Genomic DNA, 26,689 nt, shown 5'->3' with positions numbered 1-26,689 from the left:
GGCAAGTGCGTTGCCGACGTCGGACGCGAAGGGCTTCTGGGGCGCGTTCGGCTGTTCGTGCTGGGCGGTCTGACATGGCGATGCATACCACGTGCGACTCCGCGGCATGGGTCCGCACGCGGGTGTCGCCGCCGTGGGTGCTGCCGGCGGGCCGCCGAGTTCTGGAACATGACACGCATCGCGCGCTTCATGGCCCTTGACGCATTTTTCGACGATCCGGGACCGATCGGTGGGCTCGTCCTTGTTACCGTGCTCGACGATGGACGAGACCCCGCTCGCAGCGGTCCCGCCATACGGTGATGTCGCGACGACCTTGCCGAAGCGAGGCGTCTGCTCCGTCTGCCGCCGCGCGGGAAGCCGCGCGCGTCCGCTTGCGGCGCACGCTGCCGCGCGCGATGCGCGTGTTTCCCGCCTGTCGTCCGGGCCGCCCGGACGAGCAGCCTGCATCCCGCTGAATCCGAATCCGCGCGCGGCGTCAGGCCGCGCGCGTCACCATCAAGGAGAAAATCGATGAGTTCACTGAATCTGCGCAACCTGCTGCGCATGACTGCCGCGTCGTCGGCCGTGCTCGCCGCGCTGCTGGCCGGCGTGCCGGCGCTCGCCGACGAAACCCACCTCGACGACATCGCGTCGCCGGCCGCCGCGGCGCGCTTCCCCGCGATTGCGGTCGGCCCGCAGTACGACACGACGCACGTGTGCGTCGCACCCGAGGACTTCGACCGCTTCACCGACAGCTTCGTCGCGACCTTCGGCGGCAAGAAGTCGAAGCAGGGCGTGTTCCAGGTCACGCCGACGCCGAGCCAGACGATGTCGCAGCTCGTGCTGACGCCGGTCGGCACGATCTCGGTATTCGGTTTCAAGACGCCGATCCCGTATCCGTTCTGCGAGGAACGCACCGGCTATCTCGTCACCGACATGGACGTCGCGGTGAAATCGGCGCGCGCGCATGGTGCGGACATCGTCGTGACGACGTTCCCGGATCCGATCGGCCGCGATGCGATCGTCCGCTGGCCGGGCGGCGTGAACATGCAGCTGTACTGGCACACGCAGGCGCCGAACTACGACCCGCTGCAGACGGTGCCGGAGAACCGCGTGTACGTATCGCCGGAAAGCGCGAGCAAGCTCGCACGCAACTTCGCCGCGTTCTCGCATGGCAAGATCGTGTCCGACGTGCGCCATGCGCCGGGCATCGAGATCGGCCGGCCGAACGATACCTACCGCCGCATTCGCATCGAATCGGGCTTCGGCAAGATGACCGTGCTCGCGACCGACGGCCACCTGCCGTACCCGTTCGGGCGCGAAATGACGGGCTATGAAGTCGCCGATCTCGGCGCGACGCTGAAGCAGGCCGAAGCCGCGGGCGTGACGGTGCTCGTGCCGCCGTTCAAGTCGGACGGCCGCGACGCGGCGCTCGTGCAGTTCCCGGGCGGCTACGTCGCCGAAATCCACGCGCGGTCGAAATGACGGTGCGCCGGCCGATGAAGCGATCGTGGCGCGGCGCGTTGCCGTGCGTCGTGCTGGCGGGCGGCGCTACGTTGCACGCGGGGTCGGCCGTCGGCGCCGATGCCGATGTAGCGGCGGCCGGCGCGGCCGCGTCGCCGGCCGCTGCCGCGGCGTCGTGCACCGCGAAACGTCCGACGGTGTCGTTCAACCGCTGGCAGGAGGACTGGTCGGCGCTCGCGAATCCGTGCGTGCCGCGCAAGCCGTTCGACGCGCTGAAATACATACGGCTCGGCGACGACCCGTCGACCTACCTGTCGCTCGGCGCGAACCTGCGCGAGCGCTTCGAGCTGAACAATGCACCGCTGTTCGGCCTCGGCGCCGCGCACGACGACAACTACGTGATCCAGCGCGCGAACGTACATGCGGACCTGCGCTATCGCGGGCATCTGCAGGCATTCGTGCAGTTCGTCGATGCGCGGCCGTTCGGCAAGGACACGGTCGGCCCGGTCGACAAGGATCAGCTCGACCTCGAGCAGGCATTCGTCGCGTACGTCGACCAACTGGGGCCCGGCACGTTCAAGACGCGGATCGGCCGGCAGGAGATGGCGTTCGACTTGCAGCGTTTCGTGTCGGTGCGCGACGGCCCGAACGTGCGGCAGGCATACGATGGACTGTGGACCGATTACGAAATCGGCAAATGGCGCTTGATCGGCTATGTGACGCGCCCGGTGCAGTATCGCAATGCGGCCGTGTTCGACGACGTGTCGAACCGGCACCTGCGATTCGACGGCGTGCGCGTCGAGCGCAACGGAACCGGGCCCGGCGATCTGTCCGCGTACTGGTCGCGCTATACGCGCGACAACGCGCGCTATCCGGATGCATCCGGCACCGAGCGGCGCGACGTGTTCGACATGCGCTACGCAGGCAAGACCGATGGGGTCGACTGGGACGTCGAGGCGATGCTGCAGACCGGCCACGTCGGGCAGGACACGGTCGGCGCATGGGCGTTCGGCGCGCTGGGCGGCTACACGTTCGCGAAGACGGCCGGCACACCACGCATCGGCATCCAGGTCGACGGCGCATCGGGCGACGCGCATCCGGGCGACCGGCGGGTCGGCACGTTCAACCCGCTGTTTCCGAACGGCTATTACTTCACGCTCGCCGGCTACACCGGATACAGCAACCTGATCCACGTGAAGCCGTCGCTGACGTTCAAGCCGGCCAGCTCGGTGACGGTGCTCACCGCCGTCGGCTTCCAGTGGCGGCAGACGACCGCCGACGCGATCTACGGGCAGGGGATGTCGGCGGTGCCGGGCACGGCCGGCAAGGGCGGCGCGTGGACCGGGATGTACGCGCAGGCGCGCGTCGACTGGCTCGTGAACGCGAACGTCGCGCTCGCGCTCGAGGCCGTGCACTTCCAGCTCGGCTCGTCGATTCGCGCGCTCGGCGCGCGCAACGCGGACTATCTCGGGATGGAAGCGAAGTTCGGCTGGTGACGCGTCACGCCGCGCGGCGCGTGTCGGGGCCGCGCGCGGGCAAGCGATGCGACGAAATCGATGAACGCGGTCACAACGCGGTCACGCGCTTCGAGCCGCGCCGGTTCGGCAGGTACAGCGCGGTGATCGCCGCGCGTGCCGAGCGCGGCGTCACGTCGTACCGTTCGGACAGCCGCTGCGGGCGGCCTGCTTCGACATCCGTACCGGCCAGCCAGTCGGATAGCAGCGCGATGCCGGCGCCGTCGAGCGCGGCCGCGCTCGCGCGCCGTGTCTTCAGGACGATTCAGGCGCCGCTCAGGATTTTCGCCGCGGCGCCCGATAAGCTGCGCGGCATCGCGTGTCGTGCGGGTCGTTCCGTTCGGCCGGGCGCGCGCACGGTTCGTCACGGAGATCGCATGAAGACCCTGTTCCGGCACGCGTGCGTTGCGCATGCGGCCCGTTTGCTGATCGTGGCCGGGTGCGCAGGCCTGTCGATGCCCGCGGTGCTTGCGCAGGCCGGCGTGCAGCCCGAAGCCGACGCCAACGCGCAACCCGAAGCGCAATCCACGGCGCCGGCCCCCGCCGCCGGCCGGCAGCCTCCCGGCTTCTATCGGCAGAAGATCGGCGACTTCACGGTGATCGCGCTGTCCGACGGCACCCATCCGTTTCCGATCGACACGGTGTTTCGCGACGTCTCGAAGGACGAGATCCGGCGCGACCTCGACCGCGCCTTCCTGGAGCCGCCCGTGCAGGGCTCGATCAACGCGTTCCTGGTCGATACAGGATCGAAGCGGATCCTCGTCGATGCGGGCGCCGGCACGCTGTACGGCGACTGCTGCGGCAAGCTGCTCGACGACCTGCGCGCGGCCGGCTATGCGCCCGAACAGATCGACGAAGTGCTGCTCACACATCTGCACAAGGACCATGTCGGCGGCATTGTGTCGAACGGCGCGATGACGTTTCCGAATGCCGTCGTGCGGGTGAACGCCGTCGAGGCCGCGTATTGGCTTGACCCCGCCAACAAGGCGCAGGCGCCGGCGTTCCTCGCGTCGTTCTTCGATGCGGCCGCCGCGGCGGTCGCGCCTTACGTCGCGGCCGGCCGCTTCAGGACGTTTCGCGGCGAAGCGACGCTCGCGCCCGGCATTCGCGCGGTGCCGATGCCGGGCCATACGCCGGGCCATACGGCTTATCTGATCGAGAGCGGCCACGCGGGCATGCTCGCGTGGGGCGACATCGTGCACGTCGCGGCGATCCAGTTGCGCGACGTCGACGCGACGGTGCAGTACGACAGCGATGCCGGCGCCGCGCGCCGCACGCGGCGGGCCACGCTGAAGCGCGTCGCCGATCGACGCTATCTCGTCGGTGCCGCGCATATCGCGTTTCCCGGGCTCGGGCACTTGCGCCGGGACGGCGCGCAATACGACTGGGTGCCGGTCAACTACGACGCGACGCCGGTGCGGTGACGGCCCGGCGTGCGTTCATGCCGGTCAACGCGACCGTGCGCGCCGCCACGCGCCGGGCGGATGCCCGACGATCCGCGCGAATACGCGGTTCAGATGGCTCTGGTCGGCGAAGCCGCACGCGACCGCGATATCGGCCAGCGTCATGTCGGACGTCTCGATCAGCTCGCGCGCGCGCGTCACGCGTTGCTCCAGCAGCCACTGGTGCGGCGTGCGGCCCGTGGTGCGCGAGAACGCGCGGATGAAATAGCCGCGCGACAGGTCGCATTCGTTCGCCACTTCCTCGATCGACACGCCGAGGTCCGCCTTTTCCATCAACAGCTCCTGGGCGCGCGCCACCTTCGCGGGAGACAGCACGCCCTTGCGCTCGAGCTCGCGCGTGCGCGCGTTGCCGTAGCGCCGCACGAGATGCGTGCCCATCGCGAGCCCGACCTGCTCGATGAACAGCGCGTTCAGCGGGCCGGGTGCGTCGAGGCTGTCCGCCACCGCGTGCGCGAGATGGCCGAGTACCGGGTCGCGTACGTCGGGGCGGCACGCGAGGCCGCCGATCGGCTGGCCGCCGTGCTCGGGGCCGACGCGTTCGAGATACGCATGCGGCAGCTCGACCAGCACGAAGTCGAAGTTGCCGTACAGGTCCGCGTGGAAATGACGGGAAAAATCGCGAATGTAGATCGAGTGATGCTGGAACCGGCGTTCGCTCGCGCCGGTGCGCCCATAGAGCGTGCGCCGGTGGCCGCCGCCCAGCGACACGCCGACCAGGAAGCCTCGGTCGCACGGCGGCATCTCGATGCGCTCGACGTGCGCTTCGCGCATGCATTTGCGGTGGAGCTTCAGGCCGCCGGACGTCGTTTCGACATCCTTTGCCAGCAGGCTCGACACGCAGCCGAGCGTATCTTTCGGCCGCCGCGGAGACGATGCCACCGGCGCGGCGATGACGGAGTCTGACATGGAATTCCCCAGCGAGGGACTCGGAGCGTGAAATGACGAGTCCAGTTTAGATGCGCACGCGAACGTTCAAAATGAATTTGCATAAACGTCCGCTGGCAATCGTTACAAATTGCTTTCAACGCGTGCGCGCGATGCGTGCGCAGCCCGGCTCGACGCCTGCGCGGGCGGCTCGGCAGAGTATAGCGCCCCACTTTTACACGCAAGTGATCGCGCCGGTCGCGCCCGACCGATAGCCGCGGGCAGAGCGCATTTTCTTTCAAGATTTTCAGCGGCCACCCGTCTACACTCGGTCCGGAATTCGACATTTTCCGTCCGGCGCAAGGGTGCGCCGGACGCGGACTTCCCGCCGGGTGAACTGCCGCGTTCATCCGGCGGTCATCCCGAGGGACCGGAGGCGGCCATGATTCAGATCGGAACTTTGTCGGTGGATTTCGAGCAACGCGACATTCGCCGTCACGGCGCGTCGCTGCGCATCGGCGGGCGCGCGCTCGACATTCTCGAAGTCCTGCACCGCGCGAGCGGTTCGGTCGTGTCGAAGGACGACATCATGGACGCGGTCTGGCCGGGCCTGATCGTCGAGGAAAACCGGCTCCAGGTGCATGTGGCGACGCTGCGCAAGGCGCTCGGCGCGAGCCGCGATCTGATCAAGACGGTGCCCGGGCGCGGCTACCTGCTGGTGGCGAGCGCGTCGCCCGGCCCGGACCCCGCGTCGGCCGCCGAAGCGCCGGCCGTCGCCGTCCCGCCCGATGCCGCCGTGTCGTCGCCGATCGCGCCGCTCGTCGGGCGCGACGCCGAACTCGCGCAGATCGTCGACATGCTCGAATGCACGCCGGTCGTCACGCTCGTCGGCGCGGGCGGGATCGGCAAGACGAGTCTTGCCGTGCGCGTCGCGCACCGCGTGCGTAGCCGCTCGCGCGAGCGCGTGCTGTTCGTGGAGCTGGCGCGCGCGTCGACGCGCGACGACATGCTGATCGCACTCGCCGCCGAGCTCGGCCTCGATACGCCGGGCGTACCCGCCATCGACCGCATCGCCGACGCGTTCGCGACGTCGCGCTGCCTGCTCGTGCTCGACAACGCGGAGCACATCGTCGATCTGGTGGCGAGCCTCGTCGAAACGCTGACGTCGAGCGCCGGCTCGCTGCGCGTGCTCGTGACGAGCCGCGAGCCGCTGCACATCTCGGCCGAAGCGGTGCTGCGCATGAGCCCGCTCGCGGTGCCCGACGGCGACGCGTCCGCCGACGAAATCGTCCGCTGTTCGGCCGTCGAGCTGTTCCTGGAGCGCGTGCGCGCGGCCGCGCCGGATTGCACTGTCGACGAAGCCGGCATGCGGCTGATCGGCGACATCTGCCGGCGCCTCGACGGGCTGCCGCTTGCCATCGAACTGGCCGCGGCGCGCGTGGCGACGCTCGGGCTCGCGGTCGTCGCGTCGCGTCTCGACGACCGGCTGAACCTGCTGACGGGCGGGCTGCGCTCGGCGCTGCCGCGTCATCAGACGCTGCGCGCGACGTTCGACTGGAGCTACGTGCTGCTCGATCGGGCCGCGCGCGCGCTGTTTCGCCGGATGGGGTGCTTCATCGGGCCGTTTTCGTTCGATGCCGCGTACGCGGTCGCCGCCGAGCCCGGCACGTCGGCCGCGGACATGATCGCGGTGCTCGGCGAGCTGGTGGCGAAATCGCTGGTGACGGTCGAGTTCCATGGCGCATCTGCGCGCTACCGGCTGACCGAATCGACGCGTGCGTACGCGCTGGAAAAACTGCACGACGAAGGCGAGTTCGAGCGCATCGTCGCGCGCCACGCGGAGTATGAGCGCGAGCGCGCGCCCGTGCGGCTCGTGGCGCCCGCCGAGGTGCCGCCTGCCGATGCGCCCGCGTCGGCCGCGGACGAACCGGCGGACGCCGCCGAGGCCGCGGGCGTGCCCGAGCCCGACCGGCTGGCGCGCGCGCTGCTGGAGCCGGCGCGGATGCGCGCGTGCACGGCGCGTGCGCGCCAGGTGCTCGACGAACTCGACACGCGCGCCGCGGGCCCCGTCGACGTCGCGCGCGAGATGCGGCTGCGGGCGGCCTGCGCGTCGGCGCTGCTGCATACCGACGGCGACGCACCGGCCGCCGCCGCGATGTGGGATCGCACGCTCGGTCTCGCCGCGCACATCGGCGACGATGCGTTCGACGCACGCGCGCTGGTCGGGCTGTGGAACACGATGCTGACGCTGTCGGACATTCACGAATCGCTGCGCTATGCGACGCGCTTCGAGCGGGCGGCCGAGCGGCGCGGCGACCGGTCGCAGCGGTTGCTGGCGAACGCGATGGTCGCGACGTCGCTGCATTACTTCGGCGAGCATGCGCAGGCGCGCGAGCGGCTGGAAGCGGCGACGGCCGAGCTCGCCGACGCAGGCGAATCGCCGTGCGCGCAGGCCGCGCTGGGCGTCGACATGGCAACGCTGGGCCGCACGATGCTGATCCGTCTTCTGTGGATGCAAGGCGAGCCCGAGCACGCGATGCGCGTCGCCGCGCAAGCGGTCGAGCATGGGCGCCGCGGCCCGTCGCCGCTCGCGCTGTGCATCGTGCTCGGTGCGGCCGCCGTGCCGATCGCGCTGCGCTACGGCGATCACGACATCACCTCCGACTATCTCGCGACGCTGCGCGCGACCGCCGACGCGCACGGTTTCGACATCTGGCGCAGTCACGCGGAATGCCTGACCGGCCAGTTCGACATCCAGGCCGGCCATCCCGGCGCCGGCCTCGCCCGGCTCGAACCCGCGCTGCGGCGCATCGAGGCGAGCGGATTCCGGCGCGTGCTCGCGCCATTGACCGTCGCGTATGCGGAGGGCCTCGTGCGGACCGGCCGCGCGGACGAGGCGCGCATCCGGCTCGATGCGACGCTCGCGCGCTGCCGCGCGCACGGCGAGCACCTGTTCGTCCCCGAGCTGCTGCGCGTGCGAGGCGTCGCGATGCTCGAGCAGGCGCGTACCGTCGGTGCGAATCTCGCGGTGGCGTACGAGGCCGACGGGCATCGTCATCTGCAGATGGCGATCCAGACCGCGAACGCGCAGGGCGCCGCGATGTGGGCGCTGCGCGGCTCGCTCGATCTCGCCGATCACCTGATCGAGCGCGGGCATACCGCGCAAGCGTCGGCGCTGGTCGCCGGGGTCGCGCGGCACTTCGATCCGCATTCGCGCGCACACGACGTGCGTCGCTTGCTGCGCGTGCAGAACTTCGTTCGTCAGGATGCGCCGGCCGCGCCATGCCTGACCCGCGCGCGGCGCGATGCCGCCGACGCGGCCCAGCAGGCGGCATGACGATGCGCGAATCCGGTACGGCAGTGCGGCCGCGCAATCGCAGCATGCGTGCCGACGCGTGCGGTGCGGCGGCTTGCCGGTGCGTGGCGGGAAGCCGCGCGTATCGTGCGGCGTCGCGTGCCGGCGCGCACGGGAGGCCCGACGGTGCTTAGAGCGACGGAACCCGCGCGTTCGGCGGACCTCGTCGTCTTCAACGGCAAGATCGCGACCCAGGACGAACAGCGCTCGTTCGTCCGCGCGCTCGCCGTGAAGGACGGGGCCATCGTCGCGACCGGCGACGATCGCGACGTGCTGCGCCATGCTCACGACGGCACGACCCGGATCGATCTGCACGGCCGTACCGTGATTCCGGGCCTGATCGACGCGCACCTGCAGGCGATCCGCGGCGGCATGAACTTCAACCTCGAGGTGCGCTGGGACGGCGTGTCGTCGCTTGCCGACGCGCTCGACCTGCTGAGCCGGCAGGTACGACGCACGCCCGCGCCGCAATGGGCGCGCGTGGCGGGCGGCTGGACCGCGCTGCAGTTCGCGGAGAAGCGCGGACCGACCGCGGCCGAGCTCAACGCGATTGCGCCCGACACGCCGGTATTCATCCAGCACCTGGGCGACTGCGCGTGGCTGAATGCGGCCGCGCTGCGTGCGCTCGGCTACGGACGCGACACGCCCGATCCGCCGGGCGGCGAACTGCGGCGCGACCGTCACGGGCGGCCGACCGGGCTGCTGCTCGCGCATGCGGACCCGGCGGTGCTGTTCGAGGCGCTCGCCCGCGCACCCATGCTCGATGCGGACGACCGGGTCAACTCGACGCGGCAGTTCATGCGCGCGCTGAACCGCGTCGGCGTGACGAGCGCGATCGACGCCGGCAGCGACGGCCTCGCGTACCCGGACGACTATGCGGCGGTCGCGACGCTCGCGCGGCGCGGCGAATTGACGACGCGCATCGCCTATGCGTTGGGCGCGCGGCACGCCGGCCGGGAACTCGACGACTTCGCGAAATGGATCGCGCTGACGGCGCCCGGCGACGGCGACGCGTTTCTGCGCGCGAACGGCGCGGGTGAGCGGCTGCTGTTCTCGGCGGTCGATCTCGGGAATTTTCTCGAGCCGCGCGTCGACCTGCCCGCGTCGATCGAGATGGAACTGGCGGCCATCGTCCGGCTGCTCGTGCACCACCGCTGGCCGTTCCGGCTGCATGCGACCTACGACGAATCGATCGGCCGCTTCCTCGACGTGTTCGAAGCGGTGGATCGCGACACGCCGTTCGACGGGCTGCGCTGGTGCTTCGATCGCTGCGAGACGATTTCGGATGCCAATATCGCGCGGGTCGCGGCGCTCGGCGGCGGCATCACCGTGCAGCCGCGCATGGCGTTCCTGGGCGAAGCGTTCATCGCGCGCCACGGTGCGGCGGCGGCCACGCGCGCGCCGCCGATCCGCGCGATGCTCGCGGCCGGGCTACAGGTCGGCGCCGGCTCGGGTGCGACGGTCGCGGCGAGCTACAACCCGTTCGTCGCGCTGTACTGGATGGTGTCGGGGCGCTCCGTCGGCGGCACCGCGCTGTATCCGGCGCGCAACCGGCTCGGCCGGATGGAGGCGCTGCGCCGCTACACGGTCGGCAGCGCGTGGTTCTCCGCGGACGAGCATCGCAAGGGCGCGCTGGTGCCCGGCCGGTACGCCGACTTCGCGGTGCTGAGCGACGACTACTTCACGGTCGACGCGCGGCGTATCCCGGCGTTGTCGTCGGTGCTGACGGTCGTCGACGGCAAGGTCGTGCACGCGGAGCAGGAATTTTCGCCGCTCGCGCCGCCGCCGCCGCCCGTCAGCCCCGCATGGTCGCCGGTCGCCGCAGGCGGCGTCGCCGATGCGGCGGGTGCCGGAGGGCGCGACGCGCCGCACGCATCGGCGGCGGGCGACGCGTGCGCGGCTGCCGGCATCGACGCGTGCCGGGCGCACGGTCACGGACGCCGCTTCGCGCGGCCGCGCTATCCGACGGCAAGTGCGGCCGCCGAACGCTGCGAAGCCTTCGGCCGCTGCTGCGTCGCGTTTTGAGCGGCGCGTGCCGGTGCGCGCCGCACGCCGCCGTGCATTGAACGATTTTCCGCCCCGGGCACGGGGCATGAAGGAGACAGGATGAATGCTGCGCACCCGCGCGCATCGGCCACCGGCGACGAAGTGGCCGGCGTTCGCATTCCGCGCACGCCCGTTACGGTGGAGGCAGCCGACGCGGCCCGCGCGTCGTTGCCCGCCGCGCTCGTCGATCACGCGGCGCGCGTGTTCGTGTTCGCGTCGCTCGCCGCGCGGCGCGCCGGCGACGCGTGCGACGCCGACGCACTGTACGTCGCCGCGATGTACGCGAACATGGGGCTGAGCCCCGCGTATTGCCGTTCGACCGGACGCTACGAGCTCGACGGCGCGGACGCCGCGCACGCGCTGCTGTTGCGGCATCGCCGGTCGCGGCGCATGCGCGACGACGTGTGGCAAGCGATCGCGCTGCATACGACGCCGGGCGTGGCCGCCCGCGCGTCGCCGCTCGCGCGCGCGTTGGCAGGTGCGGTGTCGACGGACCTGATGGCGACCGACTTCGACGCCTATACGCAGGACGAGCGCACGGCGCTGCTCGCGACTTACCCGCGCGGCAGCGGCTTTCGCGAAGCGTTCCTCGACATGGTCGCGCGCGGCGTCGAGCATCGGCCGCAGTCGACGTTCGGCACGTGGAGCGCGGACGTGCTCGAACGCGCGGATCCGGATTTTCATCGGCCGAATTTCTGCGGGCGCGTGCTGGGCGCGCGGTGGAGCGACACGTGACGGCGCCGGTCCGGCGCGCGGCGGCGGGCGTGCGACCGATTGCATCGCGCCACCGCGCGCGGACCGAGATGCGCTCGACGAGATCCGGATTCGCGATATATGCGCGCGTAGCGCATGGACCTCGCGCCGATCGATAAAGCCGGAAGCGAGACGCCGCGCAATCGAGCGTTGCGCGGCACGCAAAGGTGCCGCGCCGTGCGGGTTCAGCCGCGTTTGCCCTGCAGCGTCGGAATCTGCTCGAACAGGCCCGCGAGCCAGTCGACGAACACCTTCAGCTTGACCGGGATGTGGCGATTGGGCGGATACAGCACCGAGATCGGCTTGGGCGGCGCGTTGAAATCGGTCAGGACCTCGCGCAGCCGGCCCGACTTCAGGTAAGGCTCGACGAGGTACAGCGACGTCTTGATCAGGCCGATGCCGGCGACGCCGCACTCGATGTAGTTGTCCGCGTCGTTCACGGCCACCGTGCCGCACATCTGCACGATGCGCGGCTCGCCGTCGACGACGTAATCCCACACGCGCGGCCGCCCGGTGTCGGCCGAGATGTGGCTGACCGCCACGTGCTGCGCGAGATCGTCGACGGTCTCGGGCTCGCCGCATCGCGCGAAATACGCGGGCGATCCGCAGGTGCAGGTGGTCAGGCTGCCGATGCGCCGCGCGATCATCCCCGAATCGTCGAGCGCGCCGATGCGCACCACGCAGTCGACCCCTTCGCCGACGAGGTCGATCTGCCGGTCGGTCACGCCGAGTTCGATCATGATGCCCGGATGAGCGTCGAGAAACGCCGGCAGCGCGGGCACCACGACCTGCTTGGCCATCGCGGGCGGCAGGTTCACCTTCAGCCGGCCGCGCGGCACGTTGCGCGCCTGCGAGACCGATGCCTCCATGTCGTCGATCTCGCGCAGCACCGCGACGGAGCGTTCGTAATAAGCCTGACCGTCCTCGGTCAGCGAGATGCGGCGCGTGGTGCGGTTCAGCAGCCGGCAGCCGAGATGCTGCTCGAGTGCGCTCAGCAGCGCGGATACGCGCGGCGTGGTGAGGCCGGTCGTATCGGACGCGCGCGTGAAGCTGCCGGTTTCGACGATGCGCGTGAACACGCGCATCGAAAGCAAGGTATCCATCGTCGGAAGTTCTCCAGCCTGTCGGCATGCGGCGCCGGTGCGTGCCGGCGCCGTCCGGTCGGGTATCGGGATCGCGTAGCGGGTGCGGCGAAACCGCTATGCGTCGATGCGCTTTCTCAGTGCGTCGCCGGCGAACGGCATTTCGCGCATGCGCTGGCCCGTCGCGTCGAAGATCGCGTTGGCGAGCGCGCCGGCGGTCGGCCCCATCGACGCCTCGGCCGCGCCCAGAAACGGCGCGCCGGGGCGATTGATCAGATGGACCGTCACGTTCCGCGGCACGGCCGAGAAGCGCAGGATCGGGTAGCTGCTCCAGTCGAAGCTGCGGATCCGCTCGGTGTCGTACTTCAGTGCCTCGTACAGCGTCCAGCTCGCGGCCTGCACGATGCCGCCCTCGATCTGGTTGCGGATCCCGTCCGGCGACACGATCTGGCCCGCGTCGACGGCGGCTTCCGCGTGTTCGAGCGTCACCTGGCCGGTTTCCGGCACGACCGACACCTCGACCGCGATCGCGACGTAGGCCATCAGGTTCTTGTACTTGCCGAACGCGAAGCCGACGCCGCGGTTGCGCGCGCGCGGCGGCCTCGGCCAGCCGAAGTGCTTCGCGGCGAGCCGGATCACCTGGCTCGCGCGATGGTCTGCCATGTGACGCAGCCGGAATTCGACCGGATCGACGCCGGCCGCGCGCGCGAGTTCGTCCATGAAGCTTTCGATCGCCCAGATGTTCGTGTGCGCGCCGAGCGAGCGCATCGCGGACGTCTGCAGCGGCATCGTCGGCGAGAAGTGGTTGACGATGTGCTGGTTCGGCAGCGCATACAGCGGAATCGCGTTGCGGTCGGCGCCGCCCTCGGGCTGCAGCATCGGCGTGGACGGCGCGGGCACGAACGGCGGCTCCAGCATGCGCGCGGGCAGCAGCCGGCCGGCGTTGACGATCCGCTCGTTGTGCGAGCTGCTCCACAACGCGTAGTTCCAGTCGACGATGCGGCCGCTCGCGTCGAGCGATGCGCTGATCTCGGTCACCATCGCCGGCGTGAAGTGATCCCACGTGTGTTCCTGTTCGCGCATCCATTGCACGCGGATCGGCTTGCCGGGCATCGCGGCGGCGATCAGCGCGGCATGCGCGGCCGCGTCGTCCGCCCCGTTGTGTCCGTAACAGCCCGACCCTTCGGTGTGAATGCAGCGGATGCTTGCCTTCGGCATCGACAGCATCTCCGCGAGCGCGTCGCGCAGCGGGTAGACGCCCTGCGAGTGGGTCCAGACCGTCATCGTCCCGTTCTCGAGATGCGCGACCGAACACGACGGCCCGATCGACCCGTGCAGCAGGTAGTTCTTCAGGAACGTCGCGTTCAGCGTCTTCACGGCCGGCGCGGTGGCCGCGTGCGTGTTCGCGATCTCGATGCGCTGCGTCGCGATCCGCTTCAGATCCGCGTGCACGGTGCTGCGCTCGGGCAGCGCGCGGCCGGGCGACCAGCGGCAGCCGGCGGCGAGCGCGCGCTGCGCGACCACCGCTTGCCATTCGCCCTGCGCGACCACCGCGAGCATGCTGCCGTTGCGCACGATCCGCACGACGCCCGGCAGCTTCAGGATCGCGGCTTCGTCGAACGACAGCAGCTTCGCGTCGTATACCGGCGGCATCACGACGCGCGCGTGCAGCATGCCGGGCAACTGCATGTCCTGCACATAGCTGACGCCGCCCGTGACCTTGTTCGGGATGTCGACGCGCGGCAGCGACGTGCCGATCACGGCGAACGTCGCCGGGTTCTTCAGCGGCGACGTGGGCGCAGCATTGCGGTGCAGGTCGACGGTGCGAATCGCGTCGCCGTAGGTCATCGTGCGGCCGTCCGGCGCCTTGATCACCGCGTCGGCGGTCGTCAGCGTGCGCGGATCGACGCCGAAGCGTTTCGCCGCGCCCTCCACCAGCAGCGCGCGCACCTGCGCGGCCGCGTTCAGCAGCGCGGAGCCGCTGTCCGCCATCGTATGGCTGCCGGCGGTCAGGCCTTCGTCGGGCGACGCGCCGGTGTCGGCGGTCAGGAACGTGATCAGCGACGGCTGCATGTCGAGTTCCTCGGCGGCCACCTGCAGCAGCGCGGTGCGTACGCCGGTGCCGAGTTCGACCTTGCCGGTGAACACCGTGACCTTGCCGTCCGGCGCGATCTTGATCCACGCGTCGAGCAGCGGATTGGTCTTCAGGCTGCCGGCGAGCGTCTGAGTGGCTTTCGCCACATGCACGGCCGCGCCTTCTTCGGCGATCACCAGTTGCGCAGCCGCGCGCGACGCAGGCGCAAGACTGAACGCGACGAACAGCGCCCCGGAGACGATGAAGTGCCGGCGGCCTTCGTCGATGTCGTCGTGGGAATTCATCACAGCCCCTTGCTGATCGTGACGGGAGCGGAGGCGGGCTCGGGAGCCGGCAGCCCCGCGACCGAGCGCACCGCCGCGAGAATCCGCATGTGCGTGCCGCAGCGGCACAGGTTCGGTTCCATGTGCGTGCGCAGTTCCTGCTCGCTCGGCTTCGGATTGCGTTCGAGCAGCGCCTGCGCGCGCATGATCATCCCGGCGATGCAGTAGCCGCACTGCGCGGCCTGGTGCTCGATGAACGCGCGTTGCAGCGGGCCGGGATGCTCGGCGGTGCCGAGGCTCTCGATGGTGCGCACGCTGCGCGCGCCGAGCGCGGCCACCGGCATCAGGCACGAGAAGGTCGGCTTGCCGTCGACGATCACGGTACAGGCGCCGCATTGGCCGAGGCCGCAGCCGAACTTCGCGCCGTGCAGGTGCAGGTCGTTGCGCAGCGCATACAGCAGCGGCGTGGACGGATCGATGTCCAGCGTGTGCCGCACGCCGTTGACGGTGAGGGTGATCATCGTGCGGTGTCCTCTTTTCTGAGCTTCGCGGCCAGCGCGTCGACGCCCGACCATGCGGGACGATCGGTATAGGTCTCGCGCACGTATGCGGCGAGATCGGCGATCTGCGCGTCGTCGTACTGGTCGATGAACGACGGCATGTAGTTCAGCGTGTCCTCGCCGTGCCAGCCGATGCCGTTGAACATCATCTGGATCGCGTTGCGCGGCGTATCGGCGTTGACCGCCGTGCTGAACGCGAGCGTCGGCCGCTCGCCGATCGACTGCATCGGCGCGGCCGGCCCGTGGCACTGCGCGCACGACGCCTGGAACAGCGTCGCGCCGCGCTGCGCGGCCGGCGTCGTCGCGGCGCGCTCGACCGGATGCGCGGCCGCCCGCGCGTCCGCCGGTTTCTGGATCGACAGGATGTACGCGGCGATCGCCTCGACGTCCTCCACCGGCACCGTCGCGAGATCGCGCGTGACCGGCAGCATCGGCCCGGCCGCCGCGCCGTGCTCGCTCGCACGGCCGGTGCGCAGGTACGCGACGAGCTGCGCCTGTGTCCACGGCCGCACGGCTTGGCCGAGCGCATTGAGCGGCGGCGCTTCCCAGCCGTCGACGATGCCGCCGTCGAACGCGCGACCGCGTTGCTCGCCGCCGATCGCGTTCAGCGGCGAATGGCACGACGCGCAGTGGCCGAGCCCGTCGACGAGCATCCTGCCGCGGTTCCATTGCGCGGACTGCGCGGGGTCCGGTCGATACGCGCCTTCGCGCAGGAACAGCACGTTCCAGAACGCGACCAGCGGCCGGAAGTTCAGCGGGAATATCAGGTCGTTGGCGGGCGCCGTCGCGTGTACCGGCTCGCGCGTCATCAGGTACGCGTACGCGGCAGCGATGTCGTCGTCCGACATCCGCGTGAAATGAATGTACGGAAACGCCGGGTAAAGCGGCTGGCCGTTGCGTCCTATGCCGGTGCGCAACGCACGGGCGAATGCGTCGCGCGACCAGCGGCCGATCCCCGTTTCGGCGTCCGGCGTGATGTTGGTCGCGTAGATCGTACCGAACGGCGTCGCGAGCGGCAGCCCGCCCGCGAACGGCTTGCCGTCCTTCGCGGTGTGGCACACGACGCAGTCGCCGAGCGCGACGACGCGCGCGCCGGCGCGCACCAGCTGCGGATCGAACGAAGCGGGGGCGGGCGGATTGATCGGCGCGATCGACGGCCGCACCATGATGCCGATCGCGACCGCGACGCCCGCGATCGCGATGCCGGCCGCGCCGAACCAGAGTCGTTTGTGCTTCATGCGCGCTCCAGTCGACGCGGTGCGCGGCAAGTCATGCGATGCGCGGCGACACCGGACGATGCGTGTCGGCCGTGCGTGGCCGTCCGATGCAGCCGCGACCGTCTTGCCGCGCGGCGGTGATTGGCGACAGGGATCATGTTGTCACTCCAGGTCGATAACGGGCGCAAGCGCCGTCCTGCGCGGCAGCTCATGAACGCAGTCTACGCAGAGGCCGCGATCATTGCCTGAAGCGGCGCTGAAACGTTCTGAAAGGTGTCCTGCCCTCGACCGGCCCGGTTCGGCCGGAAGGCGCCGGCGGCGTCCACCCGCCGCCCAGCGCACGCACGAGGCTCACCGTCGCGACGGCCAGCGCCTGCCGGCTGTGAATCAGTTGGCGCCGCGCATTCAGCGCATCGCGATCGGCGTCGATCACTTCCAGGTAGCTGACGTAACCGTGCGCGTAACGGCTCAGCGACAGCCGCGCCGCGGCGTCCGTCGCGCGCGCCGCGTGGTCGTAGCGGACGATCCGCTCTTTTTGCGCGGCGATGTCGTTGAGCGCATCCTGCACGTCGCGCAGTGCACCGATCGCGGTCGCGCGATAGTTTGCGTCGGCGATCTCGGTGCCGGCCCGTGCGGCGGCCACCGCGGCATCGCGCTTGCCGCCGTCGAACAGCGTCAGCGCGACGTTCGCGCCGAGACCCCACAGCGAACTGTTGCGGTCGAGAAACGACCGCAGGTCGCGGGTGGCGAAACCGCCGTCGGCGGTCAGCGTCAGCGTCGGCAGCCACGCGGTGCGTGCGATGCCCAGTTCGAGCGATGCGGCATCGGCGCGCCGTGCCGCCGCGAATACGTCCGGGCGTTGCGCGAGCAGCGCGGACGGCAACCCTGCCGGCACATCCGGCACCTGTACGGGCACGACGCCTGTGTCGACGTCGAACGCGGTCGGCGACACGCCGGTCAGCACCGCGATCGCGTCGACGAGGTTCTCGCGCAGCCGGCGGCTCTCCGCGAGATCGGCATGCGCGGTATCGAGATCGGCCGACGCCCGCAGCCCGTCGAGATCGCTCGCCGCGCCAGCCCGCACGCGTGCGGCGATCACGTCGAGCGCGGTACGCCGCAGCCCGATCGCGCGCGTGAGTGTCACGAGATCGTCGTCGACGTAGCGCAGCGTCAGGTAGTCGACGGCCACTTCGGTCGCTACGCGCAGACGCACCGCGTCGCGGTCGGCCGCCGCCTGCAGCACGTTCTGTTCGCCGACGTCGGCGTCGCCGCGCAAGCGCCCCCATAGATCGACTTCATAGCTCGCAGCGACCGGAACCGACCAGTTGTGCATCGTGCGCTTCGGCAGCGCGTTGTCGACCGTGCCGGAGACGCGCGTGCGGCTGAACGACGGATCGACGCGCACGGTCGGCGCCAGCGCGGCATCGCGCACGCCGAGCAGCGCTTGCGCCTGGTCGACCCGCGCGGCCGCCGCGCGTAGATCGAGGTTGTGCGCGAGCGCGGCGTCGACGAGGCGGCCGAGCTGCGGATCGCCGAACCAGGCGGGCCATGCCGCGAGCGACGGCGCACGCGCATCGGTCGACGGATCGGCATGGCGGAAACGGTCGGATCCGACCGGGACGGGCGCGAGCGGCTGCGGCGCGATCGAGCATGCGGCCAGCAGGCTCGCGGCGAGCACGGCGAAGGCGCGCTTCATCGCGCTGCGCCGCCGGGTTGCAGCGTGACGACGACCGACAGCCCGGGCCGGATGCGCGGCTCCGTCGCGGCCGGGCCGTCGAGCAGGATCTTCACGGGGACGCGCTGCGTGACCTTCGTGAAATTGCCGGTTGCGTTGTCGGGCGGCAGCAGCGCGAACTGCGCGCCCGTCGCGGGCGACAGGCTGTCGATGCGGCCGGTGAACGCGTGCTGCGGCAGCGCATCGAACCGCAGTTGCACGACGTCGCCGGCGCGCACGTGCCGCAGTTGCGTCTCGCGGAAATTGGCGACGATCCACGGATGCGGCTCGACCAGCGTGAGCAGCGCTTGGCCGGGCGCGACATGTTCGCCGGTCTCGACGGTCTTCTTGCCGACGTAGCCGTCCGACGGCGCGACGACCGCCGTGTAGCCGAGTTGCAGCAGTGCGTCGTGCAATTCGGCATCGTTCTGGCTCGACGCGGCGTCGGCGGCCTGGGCGGCGGCGATCGCGCTGCGCCGTTGCGCGTCGGCCGCCGCGACGCGCGCGCGGGCGGACTTGCGGGCGGCATCGGCCGCATCGAATTCCTGCTTCGACAGGCCGCGCGGCGTCTCGCGGGTCAGTTCGCGTGCACGCGCGTAATCGAGTTCGGCCTTTTCGGCATCGGCGTGCGCCGACACGAGCGCTGCGTCCGCCTGTTCGATCTGCGCGCGGGCGCGGCTCGCGTCGGCATGCGCCTGCGCGACGCGTGCGCGCTGCGCCGCGACGCGCACGTCGAAGTCGCGCCGGTCGATCTGCACGAGTGCGTCGCCCGCGTGCACGAACTGGTTGTCGTCGACGAGCACGCGCTCGACCGTGCCGGCGACGCGCGGCGAGATCACGTGCAGGTGGCCGGTCACGTATGCGTCGTCGGTGCCGCGATCGCGTGCGTCGAACGCGTACACGAGCAGCGCGACGAGCAGCAGCGCGATCGCGGCGATCGCGACGATGGCCGGCCGTCGGGAACGCGCGGATGCAGCGGGCGACGGCGTGGGGGAGGGTGGGGTCATGATCGGCAAACTCCATCGTACGGGCAGGATTCGACGCACCGCGTTATGCTTGCGCCAGCTTGACAGGCGGGAGCCGCTCGACGATGAACACGACGTTCGCCACCGGCAGTGCCGTGCCGGCGCCGGCCGCAGGCCCGGCCTCCGACATCCCGACGTTTCGGTCGATCGCCGCGATCGCGGCAGTGCTGCTCGGCGCGATCGTCGCGACGCTGACGTCGCGCATCACGTCGCTCGGGCTGGCCGACGTGCGCGGCGCGCTCGGCGTCGGCGTCGACGAGGGCGCGTGGATCAACACCGCGTTTACCGCGTCGCAGATGTTCGTCGGGCCGCTCGCGATCGCGGCGGCCTTCATGTTCGGCACGCGCCGCGTGCTGGTGGCGGGCGCCGTGGTGTTTCTCGGCGCGGAAAGCGTGCTGCCGCTCTGCACGCAATTCGGCGCGTTCATCGTGTGCCAGGCGATCGCGGGGCTCGCCTCCGGCGTGTTCGTGCCGTTGACGGTCGGCTTCGTCGTGCGCACGCTGCCCCCGCGGCTGATTCCGTTCGGCATCGCCGCGTATGCGATGAATCTGGAGATGTCGCTGAACCTGTCGGCCACGCTCGAAGGCTGGTACAGCGAACACCTGAGCTGGCGCTGGCTGTTCTGGCAGAACGCGGTGCTGACCGTGCCGTTCATCGCGTGCCTGATGCTGTCGCTCGCCGACGAGCCGATCAAGCGCTTCGCGTCCGGCATCGACGCGCGTGGGATGCTGCTCGGCGCGAGCGGGTTCGCGTGCCTGTGCATCGCGTTCGACCAGGGCGAGCGGCTGTTCTGGCTGCAATCGCCGCTGATCGTCGCGTTGCTGGCCGCCGGCATCCTGATGATCGCCGCGTTCCTGATCCACGAACTCGCGTCGCCGCGCGCGGGCCTCGATCTCGGCTACCTCGTGCGGCCCAACGTCGCGCTGCTGATCGTGCTCGTCGGCCTCGTGCGCTTCACCGTGCTCAACACGAGCTTCATCCCGTCGCTGTTTCTCGCCAGCACGTACGGCCTTCGGCCGTTGCAGATCGGCGATACGCTGCGCTGGATCGCAATGCCGCAACTGCTGTTCGCGCCATGCGTCGCGCTGTTGCTGCAGCGTGTCGACCCGCGCCGGCTGATCGTCGCCGGCTTCGCGATGGTGGCGATCGCGTTCGCGCTCGGGGCGCGGCTCACGCCGGTCTGGGCCGAGCCCGACTTCATTCCGTCGCAGTTGCTGCAGGCGCTCGGTCAGACGATGGCGCTCACGTCGGTCATATTCTTCTTCGGCAAGCACGTGACGGCCGAGCATGCGTTGACGTTCGGCGCGGTCGTGCAGACGACGCGCCTGCTGAGCGGACAGCTCGGCACGACGTCGATCGCGGTGATTCAGCGCATCAGGGAAGCTACCCATTCGAATCTCGTCGGTCTGCATGTGTCGCTGTCGGATCCCGAGACGCTCGAGCGGCTGCGGGCCAGCGCGGCGTCGCTGGTCGCGCACGGCGCCACGTTCGCGACGGGCAACCAGGCGGCCTATGCGCTCGTCGATCGCGCGGTGCGCGTGCAGGCGACCACGCTCGCGCTGGCCGACAACTACCGCGTGGCGATGGCGTTCGCGCTCGCCGGCGCGCTGCTCGGCATCCTGCTGCGCCCGGTGCGGGCGCCGTAAGCGCCGTATCGCGCGGCTGAAATAATCTGAAAAGTCCTGAACGACGCATCTGCCGCGACGACATGTGCGCCGCCGCGGCAGACGGCACGCTTACGCCTGCAGGAACGCGAGCAGTTCGGCGTTGATGCGATCGGCGTTCACGACGCACATTCCGTGCGAGCCACCCTCGATCACCTTCAGCACCGCGTGCTTCACGATCTTCGACGACAGCCGGGCCGAATCGTCAATCGGCACGATCTGGTCGTCGTCGCCGTGCAGCACGAGCGTCGGCACGTCGATTTTCTTCAGGTCGTCGGTGTAGTCGACTTCGGAAAATTCCTTCACGCACAGGTATTGACCGTGAATGCCGCCCATCATCCCCTGCGACCAGAAGGCGTCGATCGTGCCCTGCGACGGCTTCGCGTTCGGGCGATTGAAGCCGAAGAACGGCACGGCGAGATCCTTGTAGAACTGCGAACGGTTCTCCGCGACGTTCTTGCGGATGCCGTCGAATACGTCCATCGGCAAGCCGCCCGGATTGGTCGGCGACTTCACCATCTGCGGCGGCACCGCGCCGATCAGCACCGCCTTCGACACGCGCTTCGTGCCATGGCGGCCGATGTAGCGCGCGACTTCGCCGCCGCCGGTGGAGTGGCCGACGAGGGTGGCGTCGCGCACGTCGAGCGCGTCGAGCAGCGCGGCGAGATCGTCCGCGTACGTGTTCATGTCGTTGCCGTGCGACGGCTGGCTCGAACGGCCGTGGCCGCGGCGGTCGTGCGCGATCACGCGATAGCCGTGCTGCACGAGGAACAGCATCTGCGCATCCCAGGCGTCCGCGCACAGCGGCCAGCCGTGCGAGAACACGACCGGCCGGCCGCTGCCCCAGTCCTTGAAGTAGATCTGCGTGCCGTCCTTGGTGGTGATCGTGTTCATCGTGTGCGCTCCTGGGTGGGCTGAAGAGGTGCTGCGGGAAGGCGTGCCGGCCGCGGCCGCCATCGCGGGCAGCGCGGCTGCGGCGACGGCCGTCGCGCCGGCGAGCAGCATGTCGCGGCGGCGGGCCGACGCGACGGCATCGGTCTGTTCGGAATGCATCTGGACTCCTGAGGTATGCGGCGGCGATGCCGCACGGGATGGTGGATCGGTGGCGGCCGGCCGCGGCCATCCCGCCCGGCAGCCGTTCGGCATGCGACGCCGCGCGGCGAGGGGCGCGCGCGGACGAACGAATGCCGTCGGGAGCGTATCGCGGCGCGGGGCGCGCCGTACTGAAATTCGGCTGAATTTTCTTGAACGCCGCGGCGCCGCGAGCGGATTTTGTCGCGCTGCAGAAAAATTAAGCGCGCGACCGGGACTCTTCAGCGAACGGCGACTATCGTCAGCATCGGGTCATCGGCACACGTTGCGCACCATGCGAACGGCGCCGGCCGGCCCGCGCCGCCCGTCACTTGCCTGGATATGCCGCCATGGACGCCTTCAATCGTTGGGAGCACATGATCACGTCGCTCAGGCCGTCGCCCGCCGCGAGCCTCCGGATGATGCCGCTCGAGCGGGGGGCCGACGGCTCGCGTCGCCCGCATCGGGACGACGTGCCGACGCCCTCGAGCGGCGACGTGCGTCGCCGCTGCGCGATCGTCGCGGTCGAGCGGCAGACCGATTCGTCGATGCTGGTGTCGTGGAGCGACCCGACGCGCTGCCGCTACGACGAACAACGCTGGATCAGCGCGAAGGCGCGCGGCCGCGGGCTCGGCCGTTGCGCGCTCACCGGGCAGCCGATCCGGGCCGGCGACGCGATCTACAAACCGCAGTGGCGCGGCGAGAAACGCCCCGCGAACTGCCGCGAAATGATTCTCGCGGCGGCGCTCGAGCAATTCGTCGCCCGGCAGTCCCGCGCATGACGTGCGGCGCCGCACGCTTCGGCCGCGTCCGTGTACGCGGCTTCCCTACTCGAAAGGAACCCTCATGAGCACGTTCACCACCCGCGACGGCGTATCGATTCACTACAAGGACTGGGGCAGCGGCCGCCCGGTGGTGTTCATTCACGGCTGGCCGCTGAATGCCGACATGTGGGACGTGCAGATGCATCATCTCGCGTCGCACGGCCTGCGCTGCATCGCGTACGACCGGCGTGGCTTCGGGAGATCCGGTCAACCCTGGAGCGGATACGACTACGACACGCTGGCCGACGATCTCGCGACGCTGCTCGAGACGCTCGACCTGCACGACGTGACGCTCGTCGGCTTTTCGATGGGCGGCGGCGAGGTGGCGCGCTACATCGGCCGGCACGGTACGCGCCGCATCGCGAAGGCGGTGCTGATCGGCTCGGTGACGCCGCTCGTGGTGCGGCGCGACGATCATCCCGACGGCGTGGACGTCGCGGTATTCGACGGTATTCGCGCCGGCATCGTGGCCGATCGCGCGGCGTTTTTCGACGCCTTCTGGCCGCTGTTTACCGGATCGAACCGCGACGGCTCGACGGTTTCGCGCGCGGCGCTCGACTGGACGTCGTTCATGGCGCTGCAGGGCGGGATGAAGGGCACGCTCGATTGCGTCCGCGCGTTTTCCGAGACCGATTTCCGTGCCGACCTGCAACGGTTCGACGTGCCGACGCTCGTGATTCACGGCGACGACGACCAGACGGCGCCGCTCGCGCTGACGGGCGCCGCCACGGCGAAACGCGTCCCGCATGCGACGCTGAGCGTCTACGAAGGCGGCCCGCACGCGCTCTACCTGACGCACGCGGCCAGGCTGAACGACGAGCTGCTGGCGTTCGCGCAGGCCTGATCGCGCGATGCATGCCGGCGGCGGAATGGGCGTGCGCCCGCTCCGCGCGTCGAATCGCGCCGCAAAGGCAGGCAAATAAGCCGACGGATATTCGGCCGCCGCAATAGCGGGGCCGAAAATAAACCGGCCGGTCGAATCAAAACGAAAATGCGCCGTATTGCTCCGACCGAAAAACGATTCGCCTGATATATCGGAATCGTATTCATGGACGCATGCACGATTTGCACATGAAACGTGCGCGGCCCCGCCGTATTTCGGTGCATGCGAAAGGCTGCGCCGCGCCTCGCGGCGGGGTTTTTCGTCATTTCAAAAAATTCGAGTCGTTCATTCTGATAATTTGAATCATTCGACCATGCAAATACCGTAGCATTGATGCCGAACCGGCGCGCGATTTCGGTCGAGCGTCGTTGAATGTCACTCACAAGAAATTCCCATGATCCGGATTGGAACACTTCACGTTTTTCTCGACAGACGTGAAATTCGTTCGAACGGCAAGCTGCTGCGCATCGGCAGCCGCGCATTCGAAATTCTCGAGCTGTTGATTCGGGCGAACGGTGCGCTGGTATCGAAAGACGACATCATGCAGCGCGTATGGCCGCACACCGTGGTGGAGGAAAACAACCTGCAAGTGCACATCGCTTCGCTGCGCAAGGCGCTGGCCGGCGACCGGAACCTGATCGTGACGGTGCCCGGCCGCGGCTATCGGCTGGTCGTCGGGCAGGACGACGGCGACGCGCCCGTGCGGGCCTCGACGTGGCGGCCGTCCGCGGCGCCGAGCGCGTTGTTCGGCCGCGAACAGACGGTCGCCGACGTGCTGGCCGCCCTGCAGGGCGCGCGCGTCGTGACGCTGGTCGGCGCGGGCGGCATCGGCAAGACACGGGTCGCGATCGAAGCGGCGGCGCGCGCCGCCGAGCACTTTCCGGAAGGCACCGTATTCGTTTCGCTCGCCACCGTCGCGTGTCCGCGCTTCGTGCCGGACGCGCTCGCCGGCGCGTTCGGCATCACGCAGCCGACCGGGTCGCTGACGCTCGAGGCAGTGCTCGCCAGCGTCGCGCGTCGCCGGATGCTGCTCGTGCTCGACAATTGCGAGCACCTGCTCGACGCCGCCGCGCAGATCGCGAGCGCGCTCACCGACGCGGACGACGGGCTGTGCGTGCTCGCGACGAGCCGGGAATCGCTGCGCATCCACGGCGAGCGCGTGTGCCCGGTGCCACCGCTCGACGTACTCGACGAAGGCGCCGACGATCGCGAGGCGATGCGCGCGAGCGCGGTGCAATTGTTCGCAGCGCGTGCACGGGCGGCCGATCCGCGGTTTCCGCTCGATGCGCGCAGCCTGTCGTTGATGGCATCGGTCTGCCGTCGACTTGACGGCCTGCCGCTCGCGATCGAGCTGGCCGCGGCCCGTGCCGCCGTGCTCGGCATCGACGTGCTGGCCGCCCATCTCGACGATCATTTTCAGTTGCTGACCGGCGGTTTTCGCACGGCGTTGCCGCGCCATCAGACGCTGCAGGCGATGTACGACTGGAGCTATCGGTTGCTCGGCGATGCCGAGCGCCTGCTACTGCGATGGCTCGGCGTGTTTCGCGACGGCTTCTCGATCGAGGCCGTGCGCGAGGTCGTCGGCGCCAACGGGCCGGCCGGCGCCGACCTGCTCGATACGATCGCCGGCCTCGTGTCGAAGTCGCTGCTGATCCTCGAGACCGCGCACGGCGCGCCGCGCTACCGGCTGTTGACGACCACGCGAGCCTACGCGCAACAGCAGCTCGACAGTCACGGCGAGGGGCCGGCTGCCGCGCGCGCGCATGCGACCTACTTCCTCGCGTTGTTCCGGCGTGCGACCCACGGCGGCGACGAGCCGGGCGGCACGGCCCGGCTCGATGTGGTCCGGCGCGAGCTCGGCAATCTGCGCGCCGCGCTCGACTGGGCGTTTTCGGCGCAGGGCGACGCAGCGCTCGGCATCGCGCTCGCGGCCGTCGCGGTACCTTGCCTGTTCGATCTGTCGCTCGTCGACGAATGTCGCGAACGGGCGCGCGTCGCGCTCGATGCGATGCGCGACGCGGACGCGAACGCGATGTCCGGCGATGCGCGCGTGCGATTGCTGGCCGCGTATGCGGCTGCGCTCGCGCATACGGCAGGGTCGACCGAGGTCGCGCACGATGCGTGGTCGGAAGTGCACGCACTCGGACTCGACGCGGCCGAGTCCGAGCTGCCGTCGCGCGAGTCGTGACGCCGGGTTCGTGCGCGTCGGTCACGTTTCAGAACGATTCAGCCCGGTTACAGGACAGCGGCAGGCGGCACGCGTAGATTGCCTGAACGGAGGGCGCCGGCACCTCGTCGGCACGCGTGCGCGCCGGCGCCGAGCGCCCGTCGACCTCGCGCGACCCCACTGAACGCCGGCGCGGCGCAATGCCCGGCGTGCGCGTCGCCGCGCCTCCCGCTCAACCGACGAACCGCCGCATGAAACCTGACCAATCCGACCTTTCCCGTCACGCGACCGACCTCGGCCTGCTGTTCCTGCGGGTCGCCGCCAGCGTGCTGCTGCTCGTGGTGCACGGCTTGCCGAAGGTCGTCCACTACACGGCCGAAGCCGCGGCGATCGAAGACCCGTTCCATCTTGGCCGCACGCTGTCGATCCTGTTCGCGATCTTCGCGGAGGTCGTGTGCCCGATCTTCATGATCGTCGGTCTGTACGCGAGGCTGGCGGCGCTGCCGGTGATGATCGTCACGCTCGTCGCGCTGGTGTTCGTCCACCCGGACTGGCCGCTGCGCGATGCGCAATTCGCGTGGATGCTGCTGATCCTGTTCGGCACGATCGCGATCGCGGGCGCCGGCCGCTATGTGTTGCGGCTGCCGCTGCCAGGCGTCGTGCAGCGGCGCGGCTGATCGCGGCCG

Annotated in this window: 21 protein-coding genes and 1 pseudogene; 11 read left to right on the top strand and 11 right to left on the bottom strand. The window is 70.0% G+C overall.

What is annotated here, in order from left to right; all coding sequences use genetic code 11:
* The coding region (locus tag WT97_RS34790) for a hypothetical protein (RefSeq protein ID WP_218919479.1) at positions 1–447 on the bottom strand (447 nt) is incomplete at its 3' end.
* Positions 448–510: 63 nt separating this feature from the next.
* On the opposite strand from WT97_RS34790, the gene WT97_RS31320 reads away from it, so the two are divergent.
* Positions 511–1,464 carry a hypothetical protein gene (locus WT97_RS31320; protein ID WP_060355078.1) on the top strand — a complete coding sequence of 318 codons (954 nt, stop codon included), beginning with the start codon at positions 511–513 and terminating at the stop codon, positions 1,462–1,464.
* A gap of 14 nt (positions 1,465–1,478) precedes the next feature.
* A complete protein-coding gene (locus WT97_RS31315) occupies positions 1,479–2,939 on the top strand; it encodes an alginate export family protein (RefSeq protein ID WP_060355085.1) in 1,461 nt (486 codons plus the stop codon).
* A 26-nt stretch (positions 2,940–2,965) separates the two neighbouring features.
* On the opposite strand, the pseudogene WT97_RS35150 reads toward WT97_RS31315, so the two are convergent.
* Positions 2,966–3,192: pseudogene (locus tag WT97_RS35150) on the bottom strand (LysR family transcriptional regulator); the annotation flags it as partial.
* Positions 3,193–3,334: 142 nt separating this feature from the next.
* Here WT97_RS35150 and WT97_RS31310 point away from each other — a divergent pair.
* Complete coding sequence (locus WT97_RS31310) at positions 3,335–4,381, top strand: MBL fold metallo-hydrolase (protein ID WP_060355084.1); 1,047 nt, start codon at positions 3,335–3,337, stop codon at positions 4,379–4,381.
* Positions 4,382–4,405: 24 nt separating this feature from the next.
* Here the strand turns inward: WT97_RS31310 and WT97_RS31305 are convergent, their stop codons facing one another.
* Positions 4,406–5,326: an AraC family transcriptional regulator gene (locus tag WT97_RS31305; RefSeq protein ID WP_059503010.1), complete on the bottom strand. Its 921-nt coding sequence runs from the start codon at positions 5,324–5,326 to the stop codon at positions 4,406–4,408.
* A gap of 400 nt (positions 5,327–5,726) precedes the next feature.
* On the opposite strand from WT97_RS31305, the gene WT97_RS31300 reads away from it, so the two are divergent.
* The 3 genes from WT97_RS31300 (at position 5,727) to WT97_RS31290 (ending at position 11,420) form a co-directional block, all read left to right on the top strand.
* Entirely contained in the window at positions 5,727–8,621 is a 2,895-nt protein-coding gene (locus WT97_RS31300; protein WP_060355077.1) for a winged helix-turn-helix domain-containing protein, read from the top strand.
* 144 nt (positions 8,622–8,765) lie between these two features.
* On the top strand, positions 8,766–10,664 hold the full coding sequence (locus tag WT97_RS31295; RefSeq protein WP_060355083.1) for an amidohydrolase: 1,899 nt from the start codon (positions 8,766–8,768) through the stop codon (positions 10,662–10,664).
* A gap of 81 nt (positions 10,665–10,745) precedes the next feature.
* The gene (locus tag WT97_RS31290) at positions 10,746–11,420 is read left to right on the top strand and encodes a hypothetical protein (protein WP_060355076.1); all 675 of its coding nucleotides are present in this window, start codon (positions 10,746–10,748) and stop codon (positions 11,418–11,420) included.
* Positions 11,421–11,623: 203 nt separating this feature from the next.
* Here WT97_RS31290 and WT97_RS31285 read toward each other — a convergent pair whose 3' ends face one another.
* From WT97_RS31285 to WT97_RS31260, 6 genes are all read right to left on the bottom strand, one after another.
* Positions 11,624–12,541, bottom strand: coding sequence for a LysR family transcriptional regulator (locus WT97_RS31285; protein ID WP_034209350.1), 918 nt, complete (start codon positions 12,539–12,541; stop codon positions 11,624–11,626).
* 96 nt (positions 12,542–12,637) lie between these two features.
* Positions 12,638–14,899 carry a molybdopterin cofactor-binding domain-containing protein gene (locus tag WT97_RS31280; protein ID WP_060355075.1) on the bottom strand — a complete coding sequence of 754 codons (2,262 nt, stop codon included), beginning with the start codon at positions 14,897–14,899 and terminating at the stop codon, positions 12,638–12,640.
* Positions 14,899–15,399: a (2Fe-2S)-binding protein gene (locus tag WT97_RS31275; protein WP_034209348.1), complete on the bottom strand. Its 501-nt coding sequence runs from the start codon at positions 15,397–15,399 to the stop codon at positions 14,899–14,901. The genes WT97_RS31280 and WT97_RS31275 overlap by 1 nt, the downstream gene beginning before the upstream one ends.
* A complete protein-coding gene (locus WT97_RS31270; protein WP_060355074.1) occupies positions 15,396–16,676 on the bottom strand; it encodes a cytochrome c in 1,281 nt (426 codons plus the stop codon). Before WT97_RS31270 ends, WT97_RS31275 begins: the two co-directional genes overlap by 4 nt.
* A 217-nt stretch (positions 16,677–16,893) precedes the next feature.
* A complete protein-coding gene (locus tag WT97_RS31265) occupies positions 16,894–18,351 on the bottom strand; it encodes an efflux transporter outer membrane subunit (RefSeq protein WP_060355073.1) in 1,458 nt (485 codons plus the stop codon).
* Positions 18,348–19,376 carry an HlyD family secretion protein gene (locus WT97_RS31260; RefSeq protein WP_060355072.1) on the bottom strand — a complete coding sequence of 343 codons (1,029 nt, stop codon included), beginning with the start codon at positions 19,374–19,376 and terminating at the stop codon, positions 18,348–18,350. Before WT97_RS31260 ends, WT97_RS31265 begins: the two co-directional genes overlap by 4 nt.
* Before the next feature lie 83 nt (positions 19,377–19,459).
* Between WT97_RS31260 and WT97_RS31255 the strand changes: the two genes are divergently transcribed.
* Positions 19,460–21,040, top strand: a complete 1,581-nt coding sequence (locus WT97_RS31255) for an MFS transporter (RefSeq protein ID WP_060355082.1) — start codon at positions 19,460–19,462, stop codon at positions 21,038–21,040.
* Between the two features lie 90 nt (positions 21,041–21,130).
* Here the strand turns inward: WT97_RS31255 and WT97_RS31250 are convergent, their stop codons facing one another.
* On the bottom strand, positions 21,131–22,111 hold the full coding sequence (locus WT97_RS31250) for an alpha/beta fold hydrolase (RefSeq protein WP_034209344.1): 981 nt from the start codon (positions 22,109–22,111) through the stop codon (positions 21,131–21,133).
* A 368-nt stretch (positions 22,112–22,479) separates the two neighbouring features.
* Between WT97_RS31250 and WT97_RS31245 the strand changes: the two genes are divergently transcribed.
* Together WT97_RS31245 and WT97_RS31240 are read left to right on the top strand one after the other, a co-directional pair.
* Complete coding sequence (locus WT97_RS31245) at positions 22,480–22,911, top strand: DUF3331 domain-containing protein (protein ID WP_060355071.1); 432 nt, start codon at positions 22,480–22,482, stop codon at positions 22,909–22,911.
* Positions 22,912–22,975: 64 nt separating this feature from the next.
* Positions 22,976–23,797, top strand: coding sequence for an alpha/beta fold hydrolase (locus WT97_RS31240; RefSeq protein ID WP_060355070.1), 822 nt, complete (start codon positions 22,976–22,978; stop codon positions 23,795–23,797).
* Here WT97_RS31240 and WT97_RS34430 read toward each other — a convergent pair.
* Complete coding sequence (locus WT97_RS34430; RefSeq protein WP_156440345.1) at positions 23,740–24,219, bottom strand: hypothetical protein; 480 nt, start codon at positions 24,217–24,219, stop codon at positions 23,740–23,742. The two genes, WT97_RS31240 and WT97_RS34430, sit on opposite strands and share 58 nt — an antisense overlap.
* 11 nt (positions 24,220–24,230) lie before the next feature.
* Here WT97_RS34430 and WT97_RS31235 point away from each other — a divergent pair, with 11 nt between their 5' ends.
* Together WT97_RS31235 and WT97_RS31230 are read left to right on the top strand one after the other, a co-directional pair.
* Positions 24,231–26,024: a winged helix-turn-helix domain-containing protein gene (locus WT97_RS31235; RefSeq protein WP_060355069.1), complete on the top strand. Its 1,794-nt coding sequence runs from the start codon at positions 24,231–24,233 to the stop codon at positions 26,022–26,024.
* Between the two features lie 230 nt (positions 26,025–26,254).
* Positions 26,255–26,680, top strand: coding sequence for a DoxX family protein (locus WT97_RS31230; RefSeq protein ID WP_060355081.1), 426 nt, complete (start codon positions 26,255–26,257; stop codon positions 26,678–26,680).
* Positions 26,681–26,689: the final 9 nt, after the last annotated feature.

The sequence above is a fragment of the Burkholderia sp. MSMB1459WGS genome (assembly GCF_001534535.1).
Lineage (GTDB): Bacteria > Pseudomonadota > Gammaproteobacteria > Burkholderiales > Burkholderiaceae > Burkholderia.
This window is presented reverse-complemented; position numbering and strand designations above follow the sequence as displayed.